The following is a 15479-nucleotide window of genomic DNA, read 5'->3' as shown; positions in this document are numbered from 1 at the left end:
CAGCGAGCGGGCAGGCGGTCCTCAGGGGATCGCCTGCCCGCTCGCCGTCGTGAGAGGTGCGGGATGGGTGCGCGGAGGGGCCGGGGGATCAGCCCTTCACGCCGCCGGCGGTCAGGCCGGACACGATGTACTTCTGCAGGAACAGGAACAGCGCCATCACGGGGAGCGCCGCGAGCACGGCGCCGGCGGCGAACACGCCCCAGTTCTCCGAGCGGGTCTCGGACACGTAGCCGAACAGGCCCACGGCCAGGGTCTGCGTGCCCGGGTCCGTCAGCACCACGGAGGCGATCACGAACTCGGACACCGTGGAGATGAAGGACAGCAGCGCCACCACCGCGAGGATGGGGGTCACCAGGCGCAGGATGATCTGGAAGAAGATCTGCACGTGGGAGGCGCCGTCCAGCTTCGCCGCCTCGTCCAGGGACTGCGGGATGGTGTTGAAGAAGCCGTACATCAGGTACGTGTTCACGCCCAGCGCGCCGCCCAGGTACACCAGGATCAGGCCGAGCTGGGAGCCGATGCCCAGCACCGGGACGATGTCCCCGATGTAGGTCAGCAGCAGGAAGATCGCCACCACGGCCAGCAGCTGCGGGAACATCTGCACCAGCAGCAGCGTCAGCAGGCCCACGCGACGGCCGGCGAAGCGCATGCGGGAGAACGCGTAGGCGGCCAGGGCGCCGAGGAACACGGTGGACACCGAGGTCACGATGCCGATGATCATCGTGTTCATGAACCACTTGGCGTAGGGGCGGGCCTCGTCGTTGAACAGGTCCACGTAGTTCTGCAGGGAGAACGAGCTGAACAGGCTGTTCGAGGACGCCATGGTGCCGGTCGGGTCGAAGGACGCCGAGAGCACGTAGAGCAGCGGGAACAGGGAGAACGCGGAGGCCAGGACGCCCACGATGTGGCGCCAGCCGTTCTCCTTGAACCACTTGCCGAAGGAGCGGCGCGAGCCCGAGGGGCCGTCCGTCTCCTCCCAGCGGATCGGATCCTTCTCCTGCGCGGCCAGGGCCGCGGCCATTCCCGACGACGACGGGCCGGCGGGCACGGTCGGCTCGCCCGGGCGCGGGGTCCCCTGAGGGGTCGATGCGGTGCTCACGAGTCGATCTCCTCCAGGGCCTTGGTGCGGTTGAAGCTGATCGCCGAGATGGTGGCCACGATCAGGAAGATCACGATCGACAGCGCCGAGGCCAGGCCGTAGTCGATGCCCGTGCCGGAGAACGCCGTCTTGTAGACCACCGTGATGAGGATGTCCGTGGCGCCGATGTTGCCGGACGCGTCCGGGAACTGCGGGCCGCCGCCGGTCAGCATGTAGATGATGTTGAAGTTGTTGAAGTTGAACGCGAAGGACGAGATCAGCAGCGGGGCCACCGAGACGAGCAGCAGCGGCAGCTTGATCGAGCGGAAGATGCGCCAGGCGCCGGCGCCGTCCATCTTCGCGGCCTCGTCCACGTCCTCCGGCAGGGACTGCAGCGCGCCGGTGGTCACCAGGAACATGTACGGGAAGCCGAGCCAGAGGTTCACCAGGAGCACCGAGAACTTCGCGAGCCACGGGTCCGTGAGCCACTCGATGTGCGCCCCGCCGAAGAGGGTCGCGTTGACGAAGCCGAACTCCGGGTTCAGCAGGCCGGACCACACGAGGCCGGACAGGAACGCCGGGAACGCGTACGGCAGGATCATCATCACGCGGTAGACCTTCTTGCCGCGCAGCGACGCCTTGTTGAAGGTGATCGCCAGCAGCAGGCCCAGCACGAACGTGGTGAGCACGGACAGGAAGGCGAACGCGAAGGTCCAGACGGTGACGCGGATCAGCGGGTCGCGCAGGTCCGGGTCCGTGACGGTCTTCGCGAAGTTGTCGAAGCCCACGAACACGCGCCAGCCGTTGCGCAGCTCCTCGCCGGAGTCGTTGGCGTACTTGCCCTGGCCGTTGTCCCGGAACACGTCCCCGGTCTCCCGGTTCGTGAAGGTGTCCGCGGCCTCGTCGTAGTCGTAGGTGGGGATGTAGGCGTAGGCGACCGAGCCGTCGCTGGTCTCCAGGGTGCCGTCCTCCGGGTTGTCAGAGACCGGGACCTTCAGGGAGGACATCTCGTCCTGGCGGGAGAGCAGGTCCGCGAACTGCAGGGTCTGGTAGCCGTCCACGGAGATCGGGCGGTCGCCCTCCATCCCGGCGTCGACCGACTCGAGCGGGTGCTCCGCGTTGCCGACCACGGCCTCGCCGTTGCGCTCGGTGAGCATGTACAGCTCGCCGTCCTTCTCCAGGACGGTGACCGGGTAGGTCGGAGAGCCCTCCACGCGGGTGGACTCCTCGCGCTGGATCGCGGCGATCGCGTGGTCCTTGTCCGAGATGTGGCCGCCGCCGTAGTTGGTGAACGCGATGTAGGAGGAGTACACGACCACGAACACCTGGAACAGCGCCAGGAAGAAGACGCCCGGCGCCAGGTACTTGGCGGGCAGGCCGCCGCGGCGCAGGTAGATCCAGTTGATCAGGACGGTCACGGCCAGCGTGACGCCGAAGACCAGCCAGTCGCCCATCGCGACCAGCTGGAACATCACGTAGACGGCGAACGCGTCCACCAGTCCGAGGAGGACGATCTTGGACAGCGTGCCGAGCAGGCCGTCCGGCCCGCGGCGCTCTCCGCCGAGGCCGCGACGGCGGCGTGGTGCGGTGCCGGTGTCCCCGGCCTGCGCGCCGGTGGTCTCCGGCGCGGTGGAAGACGAGCTCATGGTCCCTCATCCGGCCCGAAGGCCTGCCTCATGGTGCGGTGGTCCCCGCTGTGCCGCGGGGCTGCGTCGGTGGCACCGTGCGCCGCCCGGACGGATCCGGACGGCGCACGGTGCGGACGGCTCAGATCACTTCTTGATCTTGCCCTCGATGTTGGACACCATCTTCTTCCAGTCGGCGGCCGGGTCGGCCTCGCCCTTGATGACGCGCATCTCGGTGCCGCCCCAGAACTCCCAGACCGCGCCCATCTCCGGGTCGGCCGGCATCGGGACGCCGTTCTTGCCGATCTCGCCGAAGGCCTTCACGACTTCGTCCTTCGCCGCCTTGTCGAAGGAGGCGGTGAGGGCCGGGGCGCGCTTGCCCTCGGTGTAGAGGGCGTCCTGGGCCTGCTCGGAGGACAGGTAGTTGATGACGAACTCGTTGGCGGCGAGCTTGTTCTTCGACTCGGAGGAGACGAAGAAGGCGTTGACGCCGATGAACGGCTGCGCGTCCTGGTCGCCCATGGCCGGGATCGGCTCCACGGCGAAGTCGATGCCCGCCTTCTCGGCGTCCTCGACGTTCCACGGGCCGGTCAGGAAGTAGGCGGCCTGGCCCTTGAAGAACTGCTCCTTGGCGATGTCGCCGGTCATGTTCGGGTTGAAGGCGCCGGTGCCCTTCGGGCCGTGCTCGGCGAGCTTCTTGGCGAAGGCCTCGCCCTTCTCGCCGCCCATGGCGACCTGGGAGGCGTCGTAGGAGCCGTCCTCCTTCTGCTCGAACACCGGAGCGCCCATGGAGGTCTGGAACGGGTACAGGTGGTACGGGTCGCCGGCCACCGGGTCCAGGCCCACGACGAAGCCGTACTTGGCCTTGCCGGAGTCCACGACCTCCTGGCCCTTCTTGACCATGTCGTCGAACTTCTCCGGGGTGGAGTCCACGAGCTCGGTGTTGCGCAGCAGGGCGATGTTCTCGACGGAGTAGGGCACGCCCCAGGTCTTGCCGTCGTAGGTCACCGCGGCCACGGCGGCCTCGGAGAAGTCGCCGGACTTGTCGCCGAGCTCGAGCGGCTCCACGACGCCGTTCTGCACGAGGGCGCCGATCCAGTCGTGGGCGCCGACGATCACGTCCGGGCCCTTGCCGGTGGGGGCCTGGGTGATGAAGTCGTCGCGCATGGAGGAGTTGTCCTTCACGACGAGCTTGACGGTGATGCCCTTCTCCTCCTTGAACTTCTTCGCCACGGCCTCGAGCGGCTTCTGGCGGTTCTGGTCCACCCACATGGTGATGGTGGTGGCGCCGCCCTTGGTCAGGTCCTCGGAGGAGGACGAGCCGCCGGCCGAGCCGGTGGCGGAGGACGACGAGCCGGAGTTCGAGCCGGAGCCGCCGCAGGCGGTGAGGGCGAACGCGGCGATCGCGCCCGACATGGAGAGGGTGAATGCGCGACGGGAGACGTCGCGGGAGCTGTTCGCGGCCATGGCCTGCCTTTCGGGGTTCAGGGGGACCTCGTGGGGGTTGCTGCCCGGGTGGGCGGCCATGGGGCCGCTGCGCCGTTGCAGCCGTGGTCCGCCGGGTCCGCGTCAGGCCTGCTGCACAGTGCGGGTACGGTCGGACGAGGACCTCGGCGTCACTGGGTGTAAACGCTTCCACTGAGATATTCCACACATCCGCTGGAATCAGCATGAACGCGGGCCGCTCCGGGGGTGATGCGGTATGTCGGGCGCTGAAACGGCCGGTGGAACCGCTTTCACAATCGCATCCGGTGCGCCTAGGATGTCGCTCGTCCCCATCACGCCGATGAGCAGCGGCGCCCGCTGCAGAACAGAGACCACCATGGCCGGCATCAAGGACGTCGCGCGCATGGCCGGCGTCTCCACTGCGACCGCCTCGCGCGCCCTCAGCGGCTCCGGGCCGGTCGCCGACGCCACGCGCGTCAAGGTCCTGGCCGCCGCCGAGTCCCTCGGGTACGTCGCCCACGCCTCCGCCGCGTCGCTGGCCTCCGGCCGCACCCGCAGCATCGGGCTCGTGGTCCCCACCGTGGACCGCTGGTTCTTCTCCGCCGCCCTCGAGGGCGCCGCCCAGGAGCTCATGGCCCACGGCCTGGACCTCACCCTCTACGACGCCGGCCTGTCCGCCGAGCGCCGCTCCACGATCTTCACGGACCTGCTCCGCCGCGGCCGCCTGGACGGGCTGGTGACCATCTCCTTCAAGCTCAGCCCCTTCGAGCTCGCCGGCATGGAGCGCATGGGCCGGCCCGTGGTGGCTCTCGGCGGCCGCGTGGAGTCCCGCGCCCAGCTGCCCGAGTGGTTCACCGCCCTCCAGGTGGACCACTTCCGGGCAGCCACCCTGGCCACCGAGCACCTCACCGCCCTCGGCCACCGGGACGTCGCCTACCTCGGCCGTGTGCCCGAGGACGTCGAGTTCCAGGTCTCCACCGAGCGCACCCGCGGCTTCCTGCAGGCCATGGCCGCGGTCGGCGTGCAGGTCCCGGACGAGTGGATGGTGGAGGCCGACTTCACCACCGGCGGCGCCTTCCACACCGTCCGCGAGCTCCTCTCCCGGCCAGGCCCGCGCCCCACCGCCATCCTCTGCATCTCGGACGAGATGGCGATCGGCGCCTACACCGCCGCGCTCTCCCTCGGCCTCTCCGTGCCCGGCGACGTCTCCGTCATGGGCATCGACGGCCACCCCGATGGCGCCCGCCTGGGCATCTCCACCGTCGACCAGTCTCCGCGAGAGCAGGGCCGCCGCGCGGTCCGGCTCATCGTCGAGGCCCGCAAGGGCAACCCCGCACCCCGGCAGATCCTGCAGCACCTCGCCGTCCGACCCCGGGCGAGCACAGCGGCACCGCCGGGCGTCCCGAGGACGGACGTGCCGTCGTCGGGAAGGATCTCCGCCGCCGGCTGACGCCGACGCGCACAGCGGAACCACCCCCCTCTTTCACTACGGATCGTCGGGCACGTGCCTGCCCGTGAAAGGACACCCACCATGGCCTCCGTGACGTTCAAGTCCGCCACCTGCCAGTACCCCAACGCCCCGCGCCCCTCCGTGGACGGGCTCGACCTCGAGATCGCCGACGGCGAGTTCCTCGTGCTCGTCGGCCCCTCCGGCTGCGGCAAGTCCACCTCCCTGCGCATGCTCGCGGGCCTCGAGCCGCTCACCAAGGGCCGCGTGTTCATCGGCGACCGCGACGTCACCGACGTGGAGCCCAAGGATCGCGACATCGCGATGGTGTTCCAGAACTACGCGCTCTACCCGCACATGACCGTGGCGGACAACATGGGCTTTGCCCTCAAGATCGCCGGCGTCCCCGCCGCTGAGCGCCGCCAGCGCGTGGAGGAGGCCGCCAAGCTCCTCGACCTCGAGCAGTACCTCGACCGCAAGCCCAAGGCCCTCTCCGGCGGCCAGCGCCAGCGCGTCGCCATGGGCCGCGCGATCGTCCGCAACCCGCAGGTCTTCCTCATGGACGAGCCGCTGTCCAACCTGGACGCCAAGCTCCGCGTGCAGACCCGCGCCCAGATCGCCCAGCTCACCCGCCGCCTCGGCACCACCACCGTCTACGTCACCCACGACCAGACCGAGGCCATGACCATGGGCGACCGCGTCGCCGTGCTCAAGGACGGCCTGCTGCAGCAGGTGGACACCCCGCGCAACCTCTACGAGAAGCCGAGGAACGTGTTCGTCGCCGGGTTCATCGGCTCCCCGGCCATGAACATCTTCCGCGTGAAGACCTCCGCCGACGGCCTGCACGTGGGCAACACCGTGCTGCCCGTGGAGCGCGACGTGCTGGCGAAGGCGGGCGAGAGCCTGGACCTCGGCGTGCGCCCCGAGAACCTCGAGATCACCGACGGCGCGGGCCTCGAGGTCGAGGTGGACACCGTGGAGGAGCTCGGCGCCGACGCCTACGTCTACGGCCACACGGACATCGACGGCGAGGAGCGCATCATCACCCTGCGCACCGTCGGCTACACCGCCCCGGAGAAGGGCGCCCGCATCCGCGTGGCCCCGCAGATGGAGCGCGTGCACCTGTTCCACGCCGAGACGGGCGATCGCCTCAACGGCTGACACGCCGGCGGCGGTGCGCAGGCGCCGCATGCCGACGCAGGGCGAGGGCGGGCGTCCCGAGGATCCATGGGGATCGTCGGGGCGCCCGCCCTCCTGTGTGGTGGGGGTGGCGTTCGCCGGGTTCCGGGCCGCAGGCCTCAGATGGTCGAGCCGGTGGGGTCTGAGGTGGTCCCCTCGCGGGGCGCGTCCTCACCGTCGCCGTCGGCCGAGTCCTCGGACTCCTGCTCGGCCAGGGCCCGCTGGATGCCCCGCTCGAACACTTCCGCCGGCTGGTCGCCGAGCATCGGCTTGCGGTCCAGCATGAAGGCGGGGGTGGAGGAGGCGCCGAGGGCGTAGCCGAGCTGCTGGTTCTGGGCGATGGCCTCCTTCGCGTCCGCAGATTCCATGTCCGCGGAGAACCGCTCGGTGTCCAGGCCGAGCTCGTCGGCGAGGTCCACGAGTGCCTCCTCGCTGAGCTGATCGGCAGAGCGCGCGTGGCCGTCCGCGAACAGGGCGTGGTGGTAGTCCAGGAAGCGGTCCTGCCGGCCTGCGGCCCAGGCGGCGCGAGCGGCGCGGGCGGAGTCCTTCCCGAAGATGTTGAGGTCACGCCACTCGATGCGCAGGGTGCCGTCCTCCACGTGCTTCTGCAGCGCCGTCATGGTGTCCGTGGACCACGAGGCGCAGTGGCCGCACTGGTAGTCGCCGAACGCCACGAGCACCACGGGGGCGTCCACGCGGCCCAGGGCGAGCGGGTCCTTCGGGTCCCGGCGCTCGATGAAGTTCGGGGAGGTGTCCTCCGTGGCGCCGACGGCGGCCCGCACCGAGCCCGGGTTGCCCTGCAGGTCCGAGGTCACGGAGTGGAGGCCGAGTCCGATCCCGACGGCGGCGAGCAGTGCGGCGGCGGCACCGGCCAGGGCGCGGCCGGACATGGAGGTGGACATCGGAACCCCTTCGGATGAGCGGTGCGTGACGGGTCCAGTCTTCCACCTGGCGGCGACTCGGTGTGGGATCGTATCCGTGGCTCGGGGGTGCCCCGCCGAGCCAGAAGCTTCGGCTGCTTCACGGGCACCTGTAGTGGCCGATCCTTCTGGTTCGGCGCACGAGATGGTCGGGCCGCATTGAGCAACCGAGGTTGACAGCCCGTCCTCATGTCAACCAGGGTTGACGCATGGCCACCCCCGGACGACCCGACCCCACGTCGGCGGAACAGCCCAGCGGCACGGACCTGGCCGTCGTCGCCGCCGATGTGGAGGATCCGCAGCGCGGACTGCGCGCGGTGGCGGCCCTGCGCCGCCTCGCGGACGAGCTCGAACTCAAGCAGGTCGAGGCGGCGCTCGCCGCCGGGCTCGGCTGGCCCGAGATCGCCGCCGCGCTCGGGGTCACCCGCCAGGCCGCCCACAAGAAGTTCAGCCGCCGCGTCAGCACCGAGCTGCGCCGCCCCCGACGGACGGAGACCCGATGACCCGCCTGACCGACGCCGTCAGCACCCTGACCGAACACCTCGCCGCGAAGCCCGCCGCGATCGCCCGCACCCTTGCGGCCGCGCAGGACATCGCAGGCTCCGCCCACCTCGAGGCCGACGCCGCCGGCCGGGGTGCCGTCTCCCTGGACGACCTGCTCGTGGCCTTCGCGCAGATCGGCGGGCCCGTGGGGCGGGCCCTGGCCTCCCAGGGCTTCACCGCCGACTCCCTCCGCGCCGGCATCCGTGGACGCGACGCCGCGGACCTAGCCTCCCTCGGCATCACCCCGCCGCCGGCCGGGGAGCCGGTCACCGTGCCGGGCCGCCTGGACCCGAAGCGCTCCTTCCGCCTCGACCCGGAGGCCGCCCGCTTCCTGGAGAAGGCCGCCGGCACCCCGGCCGGGATGTTCGCCGACCTCATGGACCACCCCTCCCGCCGCCCGGCCGCGGCCCTCCGCGCCGCCGGGGCGGACCTGCCCGCCCTGCGCGCGGCGCTCCCGCCGATCGGCGAGGACCAGGCCGAGGACAACGCCCCCGCCGCCCCGATCCCCGGCCTGCTGGACGGCCTGGACGAGACCGCCCGCCGCGCCCGGCGCTGGGTGCCGGTCTCCCCGGAGGCGGTGCGGGCCGTCGTCGTGGGCGAGGAGTCCATGAAGCCCCTGCTCATGCCGGACCTGGAGGACGTCCTCGTCGCCCCGGGGCTGCTGAGCGCCACCGTGAAGGGCCGGGACTTCGAGTACCGCCGCGTCCGGTACGCCCAGGTCCGCGGCGCCCGCGAGATCGCCTGGCAGATCTTCTGGCCCGGCGGCGCCAAGACCCAGCAGGGGGACCTGGACGAGCGCGGCGCCTACCTGCACCTGCTCATCGAACCGGCGGACGGCGGCAGCGTCCTCACCCTGACCCGCGGCGTGCGCGGCGTCGGCCGTCTGGGCGGGGTCGCCGGAGCCGCCACCACCGTCTTCGCCGGCAGCGGCAACCGCAGCCTGCTGCGGGGGATCGTGGAGTTGGCCCGCGCCCGGGACTGAGCCCTCAGGCCAGGACGCCGCGCGCCTTCATCGTCAGGAACAGCGCCAGGGCCGCCGCGCCCACGCCGGCGGCGATCCCGAACACGGAGCCCACGCCCCACGCGGTGGCCGCGAGGCCCAGCAGGGCCGAGCTCGCCGCCTGGGCCGTGTCCAGGGCCATGAAGAAGGTGGAGTTCGCCGCGCCCCGGCGCTCCTTCGGTGCGGACAGCACGGCCATCGCGTTGACGGAGGGCTGCACGGTGCCCCAGCCGGCGCCGTAGACGGCACCGGCCACGCCGAGCACCAGGACGTTCGGCGTCCATGCCACACAGAGCATGGCGGCGATGACCAGCACGGTGCCCACGCCGATCGTCCAGCCGTTGCCGAACCTCCGCTCGAGACGCCCCACGACCAGCCTCGCCGCTCCGACGGCCACGCCGGAGGTCGCGAAGAACAGGCCCGCATTGCCGAGCCCCTTCTCCAGCACGTGGATCGCCAGGAAGGTGCTGCAGGCGGCCCCCGGCACCATGAGCAGCAGCATCAGGGAGGAGGGCTTCCACGCGTCGCGGTCCACGATCCGGTGCCACCACCGGTGCTCGACCGTCCCAGCCCCAGCCCCAGGCCCGGCCTCGGAGCCGGCGCCGCGCGTGGCGCCGTGCCCGGCGTCCGTGCGCTCCACCGCGTCCGCACCCTCCCCGCCGTGCGCCGGATGTGCGGCCATGACGGCGGCCCGCGCCCGGTCTGCCCGCCGCCGGCGTGCGGCGGCGTCCGTCGCCTTGAGGCGGCGGCGCAGCGGCAGGCGCAGCAGCACGTGCAGCAGGGCGAAGGCGGAGGCCACGCCGAACGCCCAGGAGAACCCGGCGGCGTCCATGATCGCCAGGGCCGCCGCCGGCCCGACCACCATGGTCAGCGTCTGCTCGAGCCCCAGGTAGCCGATGCCCTCGGACAGGCGCCGCTCCGGGATGATGTCGGTGGCCACGGTGCCCGCGGCGGTGGAGGAGAAGCTGAAGCCGAACCCGTGCACGAACCGCACGGCCAGCAGTGCCCACGCCGGCAGGGCGAACACGAACGTCAGCGACGCCAGCGTCATGGTCACCGCGCCGACCATCAGCACCGCGTACCGGCCGTGCTGGTCCGTCAGCCGCCCGGCGCTGGGGCGGAACGCGAGCGCGGCCACCATGAACGCGGTGGTCGTCAGTCCCGCCACCGTGGTGCCCATGCCCTCGGCCACGGCGAACACCGGCACGAGGGTGACCAGCATGAACGTGGACAGCCGCAGGAACGCGTTGGACGCCATCAGGGTCCAGAAGGCGGGGGTGAAGATCGGCTCCTGCGGCCCGCCGTTGGCGGTGGTCGTCGCGGGGGCCATCGGATCCTCTCGGTGCGTCGGGCTCCTTCCCCGACGACGGCCGGTCCCCGGCACGGGGCGGCCGCCCCTCGGACGGTGGCCGGGCGGCAGGGGGGCAGAGCCCGTCCAGGATACGTGGACGCCCCCTGACGGGCCGGGCGGTGCCGTCCTACGCTGTCCGGCATGACCAGCACGACCCCCGCCGCGCGCCTGGTGCTGTTCTTCGCCATGGCGGTGGCCGCGGGGGCGACCATGCCGGTGCAGGGGCGGCTCAACGCCCAGTTCGCGGCGCAGTCCGGGGAGCCGGTGCTGGCGTCCTTCGCCTCCTTCACCGCAGGCCTCCTGGTCATCTTCGCCGTCACGCTCGCCACCCGCCGCGGCCGGCAGACGCTGGCCCGCGTCCCGGAGGCCCTGCGGTCCCGGACCGTGCGCCCCTGGTACTTCGCCGCCGGTGCGGTCGGCTCGTGCGTGGTGCTCGCGCAGTCCGGGTCGATCGGGACCATCGGCGTCGCCGTGTTCACGGTCGCCCTCGTCACCGGCCAGCTGCTCGGCGGCATCCTCGTGGACCGGCTCGGGCTGAGTCCGGCCGGCGCGCGGCGGCTGACCCCGCGCCGGGCCGCCGGTGCGCTCCTGGCCCTGGCGGCCGTCGTCGTGGTGGTCTGGCCCCGGCTGGGAGCGGCCGGACAGGCCGGGCCCGGCTGGCTCCTGCTCGCCGCGATCCCGCTGCTGATCGGCGTGGCCACCAGTGGACAGCAGGTCCTCAACGCCCGGCAGGCGGCCGCCTACGGGTCGGTGCTGCCGGCCACGCTCATCAACTTCCTCGTCGGCGCCGGGGCGATCGGGCTGGTCCTGGCGGTCCAGGCGGTCCTGACCGGTGTGGACGGCGGGCTCGTCCCACAGTGGTGGCTGTACCTCGGCGGCCCGCTGGGCTGCGTCTTCATCGGGTTCAGCGCGATCCTCGTGCCCCGGGTCGGCGTCTTCACCGCCACCCTCGGCCTGGTCTCCGGCAACCTGATCGGCTCGCTCGCGGTGGACGCGCTCGCCCCCGCGGACGGCGCCCGGGTCACCGCCCTCACGGTGGCCGGCACCCTCGGCGCCGTGGCGGCCGCCGCGCTCGCCGGGCCGGGCCGCACGCGCCGGGCGCGGCGCTGAGCGGAGCCTGCCGGCACGGAGGCATCGCTTCCGCATGATGGATGTCCTGTGACGGAAGTCTTGCGCGCGGTGCCCCCGGACCGCCACAGTGCTGTGGTCGAGGTCACCCCCTCGATCTGCTCAGCCCACCGAAAGGGATCTCCATGGCCCAGGCAGTCTCCACCCCCAAGCGCTCCCTCGGGGACCGGTTCCTGACCGGCGTCGAGCGGGTCGGTAACAAGCTCCCCGAGCCGTTCGCGCTCTTCACCATCCTGTTCCTCATCACGGCCGTGGTGTCCTCGGCCATGGCGATCGCGAACGTGACGGTGACCGTCCCCGGCGCGGAGGACCCGGTGGCCGTGAAGGGCCTGTTCACGGGCGAGGGCATCGCCTGGTTCACCTCCAACCTCGGCCAGAACTACATCGGCTTCCCGCCGCTGGTCACCGTGGCCACGATCCTGCTGGCCATCGGCATCGCGGAGAAGTCCGGGTTCCTGGGCGCGGCCATCCGCTACTCCATCGGCTCCGCCCCGCGCTGGCTGCTGCCGTACGCGGTGGGCTTCGTGGGCGTGGTCGGCTCGATCATGGCGGACTCCGCGTTCGTGGTGATCCCGCCGCTGGCCGCCCTGGCCTTCAAGGCCGCCGGGCGCCACCCGGTGGCAGGCCTGCTCGGCGGCTTCGCGGCCGCCGGCGCCGGCTACTCCACGTCGATCTTCCCGACCTCCCTGGACGCCCTGTTCGCGGGCATCACCAACGCGGTGATCCCCACCGTGCCGATGCTCGAGCAGACCGCGCACACGGTGAACCCGCTCTCCAACTACTTCTTCAACGTGGTCTCCGCGATCGTGCTCTCGCTGATCGCCGGCCTCGTGATCGACAAGATCCTGGAGCCGCGCCTGACCCGTGAGGGCGTGCCCACCGAGGAGGGCGAGGCCCAGACCGAGCAGCTGTCCACGGTCACCCGTGAGATGCGGATCGTCGGCGACGAGCAGGCCGTGGCCGAGGCCCGCAACAACAAGGTCGAGGGCGAGGTCACCTCGCTCGAGAAGAAGGCGCTGGGCTGGGCCACCATCACGGTGCTCCTCATCGCGGTCGCCGTGACCCTGTTCGCGCTGATGCCCGAGTCCCCGTGGCGGAACGAGGAGGGCGGCTTCCTGCCGAAGTCCCCGCTGCTGGACTCGATCGTCTTCATCATCTTCGTGTTCTTCTCGGTCTCCGGCTACGTCTACGGCCGCAAGGCCGGCACCGTCCGCGGCTTCAAGGACGTGCCCGTGATGATGGGCGAGGCGCTCAAGGACATGACCAGCTTCCTCGTGCTGGCGTTCATCCTGGGCCAGTTCATCGCCCTGTTCAACTGGTCCGGCATCGGCTCCTGGATCGCCGTCACCGGTGCGGAGTTCGTGCAGGGCGTGGGCCTCGCCGGCTTCCCGCTGATCATCGGCTTCGTGCTGCTCTGCTCCCTGCTGAACCTGTTCATCATCTCCGGCTCCTCCATGTGGACGCTCATGGCCGCCGTGTTCGTCCCGATGCTCGGCATCCTCGGCTTCGAGCCCGCCTTCGTGCAGGCCGCGTTCCGTGTGGGCGACTCCGCCACCCAGGTGATGACCCCGCTGAACCCGTACATGGTGGTGCTCCTGGCGATGCTGCGGAAGTATGAGCCGAACGCCGGACTGGGCACGACCATGGCCCGCATGATTCCCTTCGTGGTGCCGTTCTGGCTCGCCTGGCTGCTGATCCTGTTCGGCTTCTACGCGCTGGACCTGCCGCTCGGCCCGGGCGCGGGCATCATGCTCGAGACCGAGTGAGACGACCCCACAGAGAGGACCTGACATGGGCATCGCCAAGACCGTCGAGACGCTGAACACCGAGCTCGTCCCCGCGCGCCGGGGCCGGCTGGTGGAGATCGCCGAGGACATCCACGCCCATCCGGAGATCCGCTGGGAGGAGAGGCGCGCCTCCGCCCTGCTGGCCGATGAGCTGGAGAGGGAGGGCTTCGCCGTCGAGCGCGGCTACGCGGACCTGGAGACGGCCTTCGTGGCGCGCTGGTCTACCGAGGGCGCCGGGGACGACGCCCCGACCCTCGCCTTCTTCTGCGAGTACGACGCCCTCGAGGGGATCGGCCACGCCTGCGGCCACAACATCATCGCCGCCGCCGGGCTCGGCGGGGCGCTGCTCACCCGTGACGCGCTCGCCTCCGGCGGTGCGCAGGGCTTCCCGACGACGGCCGCCCACCTCGTGGTGGTCGGCTCGCCGGCCGAGGAGGGGGCCGCCGGCAAGGTGCCGATGATCGAGGCCGGTGTCCTGGACGGCGTGGACGTGGCGATGATGGTCCACCCCTCCGGGTACAACGAGACCGGCTTCGCCGCGATGGGCCGCGTGGCCATGGACGTGTCGTTCGCCGGCCGCGCCTCCCATGCGGCGGCGACCCCGCACGACGGCGTCAACGCGCTGGACGCGGCCACCCTGTCCCTGACGGCCATCGGCCTGCTGCGGCAGCAGCTCAAGGACGGGGCGCGCGTGCACGCGATCGTCACCGACGGTGGGCAGGCGCCGAACATCATCCCGGAGTCCGCGGGGGTCCGGGTGTTCGTGCGCTCGCTGGAGAAGGACTACCTGATGGACACGCTCGTGCCGAAGGTGCGGGCCTGCTTCGAGGGTGCGGCGATCGCCACCGGCTGCACGGTGGAGATCACCTCGCCGACGCCGGCGTACGAGAACATGCGGAACAACCCGGTGCTGGCGGAGCTGGCCGGTCAGGTGTTCGCGGCGGTCGGGCGTGCGGAGGCCACGGATGCGAGCTTCGGCGCCTCCACGGACATGGGCAACGTGTCCCACCTGGTGCCGTCCATGCACCCGATGCTCGAACTGGAGCACGGGATCGCCAACCACACCCGGGAGTTCACCGCCGCCGCGGTGGGGGAGAAGGCGGACGCCGCCACGGTGGACGGTGCCCTCGTGCTCGCCGCGACCGCCTTGGAGCTGCTGGCCGAACCGGGGCTGATCGCCGAGGCGAAGGCGCGGTTCGACGCGGGCGAGTGAGCAGGCAGGGCAGGCCCGGGCCGGCCGCGGGGACGTCTCGCGTGGTCCGGTCCTGTGCCTGGCGGCCCTGCCTCTGGCGGTCCTGCCGGCCCGGTCAGGGAAGTAGGGAGTGCACGGCCGCGGCCAGGGTGCGCCGCACATCCTCCGCCTGCAGGGTGTCCGGTGCCAGGCGGCGCTCGACCGTCAGGGTGTGCATGAGCATCAGCAGCAGGCCCGCCGAGTGCGTGATCTGGGCGGCGGGGACGTTCTCGAGTGCGCGGTGCCTGCGGATCAGGTCGGCGAGGAAGTCACGGCGCCGGGTGGTCAGGTCCCGGTAGGCGGCGCCCACGGTGGGTTCCCGCAGACCCGCCGCCTGGAACTCGTGGAGGAGCGAGGCCCAGGCTCCGGAGGTCGTCAGCACGATGTCCGTCAGGGCGTCCGCCATGCGCTCCACCAGCGCGTCACGAGGCATGCCGGGGTCGTCCAGGGCGTCCGCCATTCCCGCCATGGCCTCCACCGTGACATTCTCGAACTGGGAGGCGCAGGCCGAGGCGAACAGGTCCGGCTTCCCCTCGAAGCTGGAGTACACGGCCCCCTTGGTGTATCCGGCCTGCGCGGCGATGCGGGCGAGGGAGGACCGGGCGTAGCCGTCCTGTTCGAACGATCGCGCGGCGTGCTCCAGGATGGCCGTGCGGACGTCTTCACGGCGGGGTCGGGTGGCCATGCTAGCCTTTCGATTCCGATGGTATTGAATACCGTTGGTACTGAATGCCGATGGTATTG

Annotated in this window: 13 protein-coding genes; 7 read left to right on the top strand and 6 right to left on the bottom strand. The window is 71.4% G+C overall.

Annotated elements, in window-relative coordinates:
• Positions 1-88: 88 nt before the first annotated feature.
• The 3 genes from CEQ11_RS01300 to CEQ11_RS01290 form a co-directional block, all read right to left on the bottom strand.
• Positions 89-1099, bottom strand: a complete 1011-nt coding sequence (locus CEQ11_RS01300) for a sugar ABC transporter permease (RefSeq protein WP_227718667.1) — start codon at positions 1097-1099, stop codon at positions 89-91.
• Positions 1096-2724: an ABC transporter permease subunit gene (locus CEQ11_RS01295; protein ID WP_088477498.1), complete on the bottom strand. Its 1629-nt coding sequence runs from the start codon at positions 2722-2724 to the stop codon at positions 1096-1098. The genes CEQ11_RS01300 and CEQ11_RS01295 overlap by 4 nt, the downstream gene beginning before the upstream one ends.
• Before the next feature lie 126 nt (positions 2725-2850).
• The gene (locus CEQ11_RS01290; protein ID WP_067190491.1) at positions 2851-4170 is read right to left on the bottom strand and encodes a maltose ABC transporter substrate-binding protein; all 1320 of its coding nucleotides are present in this window, start codon (positions 4168-4170) and stop codon (positions 2851-2853) included.
• Positions 4171-4489: 319 nt separating this feature from the next.
• Between CEQ11_RS01290 and CEQ11_RS01285 the strand changes: the two genes are divergently transcribed.
• Both CEQ11_RS01285 and CEQ11_RS01280 read left to right on the top strand, forming a co-directional pair.
• Complete coding sequence (locus CEQ11_RS01285) at positions 4490-5599, top strand: LacI family DNA-binding transcriptional regulator (RefSeq protein ID WP_227718666.1); 1110 nt, start codon at positions 4490-4492, stop codon at positions 5597-5599.
• Between the two features lie 81 nt (positions 5600-5680).
• On the top strand, positions 5681-6757 hold the full coding sequence (locus tag CEQ11_RS01280; RefSeq protein ID WP_088477496.1) for an ABC transporter ATP-binding protein: 1077 nt from the start codon (positions 5681-5683) through the stop codon (positions 6755-6757).
• Positions 6758-6894: 137 nt separating this feature from the next.
• Here the strand turns inward: CEQ11_RS01280 and CEQ11_RS01275 are convergent, their stop codons facing one another.
• On the bottom strand, positions 6895-7677 hold the full coding sequence (locus CEQ11_RS01275) for a thioredoxin domain-containing protein (RefSeq protein ID WP_227718665.1): 783 nt from the start codon (positions 7675-7677) through the stop codon (positions 6895-6897).
• Positions 7678-7904: 227 nt separating this feature from the next.
• On the opposite strand from CEQ11_RS01275, the gene CEQ11_RS01270 reads away from it, so the two are divergent.
• Together CEQ11_RS01270 and CEQ11_RS01265 are read left to right on the top strand one after the other, a co-directional pair.
• Positions 7905-8198, top strand: a complete 294-nt coding sequence (locus CEQ11_RS01270) for a hypothetical protein (RefSeq protein WP_227718664.1) — start codon at positions 7905-7907, stop codon at positions 8196-8198.
• Complete coding sequence (locus tag CEQ11_RS01265; protein WP_088477495.1) at positions 8195-9220, top strand: Clp protease N-terminal domain-containing protein; 1026 nt, start codon at positions 8195-8197, stop codon at positions 9218-9220. The genes CEQ11_RS01270 and CEQ11_RS01265 overlap by 4 nt, the downstream gene beginning before the upstream one ends.
• Positions 9221-9224: 4 nt before the next feature.
• On the opposite strand, the gene CEQ11_RS01260 is transcribed toward CEQ11_RS01265, so the two are convergent.
• Positions 9225-10568, bottom strand: a complete 1344-nt coding sequence (locus CEQ11_RS01260; RefSeq protein WP_088477494.1) for an MFS transporter — start codon at positions 10566-10568, stop codon at positions 9225-9227.
• Positions 10569-10730: 162 nt separating this feature from the next.
• On the opposite strand from CEQ11_RS01260, the gene CEQ11_RS01255 reads away from it, so the two are divergent.
• The 3 genes from CEQ11_RS01255 (at position 10731) to CEQ11_RS01245 (ending at position 14717) form a co-directional block, all read left to right on the top strand.
• Positions 10731-11699 (top strand): DMT family transporter, encoded by a 969-nt coding sequence (locus tag CEQ11_RS01255; protein WP_088477493.1) that lies wholly within the window; start codon positions 10731-10733, stop codon positions 11697-11699.
• 143 nt (positions 11700-11842) lie between these two features.
• A complete protein-coding gene (locus CEQ11_RS01250) occupies positions 11843-13483 on the top strand; it encodes an AbgT family transporter (protein ID WP_088477492.1) in 1641 nt (546 codons plus the stop codon).
• Between the two features lie 25 nt (positions 13484-13508).
• Positions 13509-14717, top strand: coding sequence for an amidohydrolase (locus CEQ11_RS01245; RefSeq protein ID WP_088477491.1), 1209 nt, complete (start codon positions 13509-13511; stop codon positions 14715-14717).
• Between the two features lie 94 nt (positions 14718-14811).
• Here CEQ11_RS01245 and CEQ11_RS01240 read toward each other — a convergent pair whose 3' ends face one another.
• Positions 14812-15420 carry a TetR/AcrR family transcriptional regulator gene (locus CEQ11_RS01240; RefSeq protein WP_088477490.1) on the bottom strand — a complete coding sequence of 203 codons (609 nt, stop codon included), beginning with the start codon at positions 15418-15420 and terminating at the stop codon, positions 14812-14814.
• Between the last annotated feature and the right edge of the window lie 59 nt (positions 15421-15479).

It is taken from the genome of Micrococcus sp. FDAARGOS_333 (assembly GCF_002206575.2).
Classification (GTDB): Bacteria; Actinomycetota; Actinomycetes; order Actinomycetales; family Micrococcaceae; genus Micrococcus; species Micrococcus lylae.
The sequence above is the reverse complement of the archived record's forward strand: the minus strand, read 5'-3'. Positions and strand labels throughout refer to the sequence as shown.

Excerpts from the sequence above, each read along its gene's own strand:
- CEQ11_RS01295 (WP_088477498.1), bottom strand. The coding sequence starts at position 2,724 with ATGAGCTCGTCTTCCACCGCGCCGGAGACCACCGGCGCGCAGGCCGGG.
- CEQ11_RS01290 (WP_067190491.1), bottom strand. The coding sequence starts at position 4,170 with ATGGCCGCGAACAGCTCCCGCGACGTCTCCCGTCGCGCATTCACCCTC.
- CEQ11_RS01285 (WP_227718666.1), top strand. The coding sequence starts at position 4,490 with ATGAGCAGCGGCGCCCGCTGCAGAACAGAGACCACCATGGCCGGCATC.
- CEQ11_RS01280 (WP_088477496.1), top strand. The coding sequence starts at position 5,681 with ATGGCCTCCGTGACGTTCAAGTCCGCCACCTGCCAGTACCCCAACGCC.
- CEQ11_RS01275 (WP_227718665.1), bottom strand. The coding sequence starts at position 7,677 with ATGTCCACCTCCATGTCCGGCCGCGCCCTGGCCGGTGCCGCCGCCGCA.
- CEQ11_RS01270 (WP_227718664.1), top strand. The coding sequence starts at position 7,905 with ATGGCCACCCCCGGACGACCCGACCCCACGTCGGCGGAACAGCCCAGC.
- CEQ11_RS01265 (WP_088477495.1), top strand. The coding sequence starts at position 8,195 with ATGACCCGCCTGACCGACGCCGTCAGCACCCTGACCGAACACCTCGCC.
- CEQ11_RS01260 (WP_088477494.1), bottom strand. The coding sequence starts at position 10,568 with ATGGCCCCCGCGACGACCACCGCCAACGGCGGGCCGCAGGAGCCGATC.
- CEQ11_RS01255 (WP_088477493.1), top strand. The coding sequence starts at position 10,731 with ATGACCAGCACGACCCCCGCCGCGCGCCTGGTGCTGTTCTTCGCCATG.
- CEQ11_RS01250 (WP_088477492.1), top strand. The coding sequence starts at position 11,843 with ATGGCCCAGGCAGTCTCCACCCCCAAGCGCTCCCTCGGGGACCGGTTC.
- CEQ11_RS01245 (WP_088477491.1), top strand. The coding sequence starts at position 13,509 with ATGGGCATCGCCAAGACCGTCGAGACGCTGAACACCGAGCTCGTCCCC.
- CEQ11_RS01240 (WP_088477490.1), bottom strand. The coding sequence starts at position 15,420 with ATGGCCACCCGACCCCGCCGTGAAGACGTCCGCACGGCCATCCTGGAG.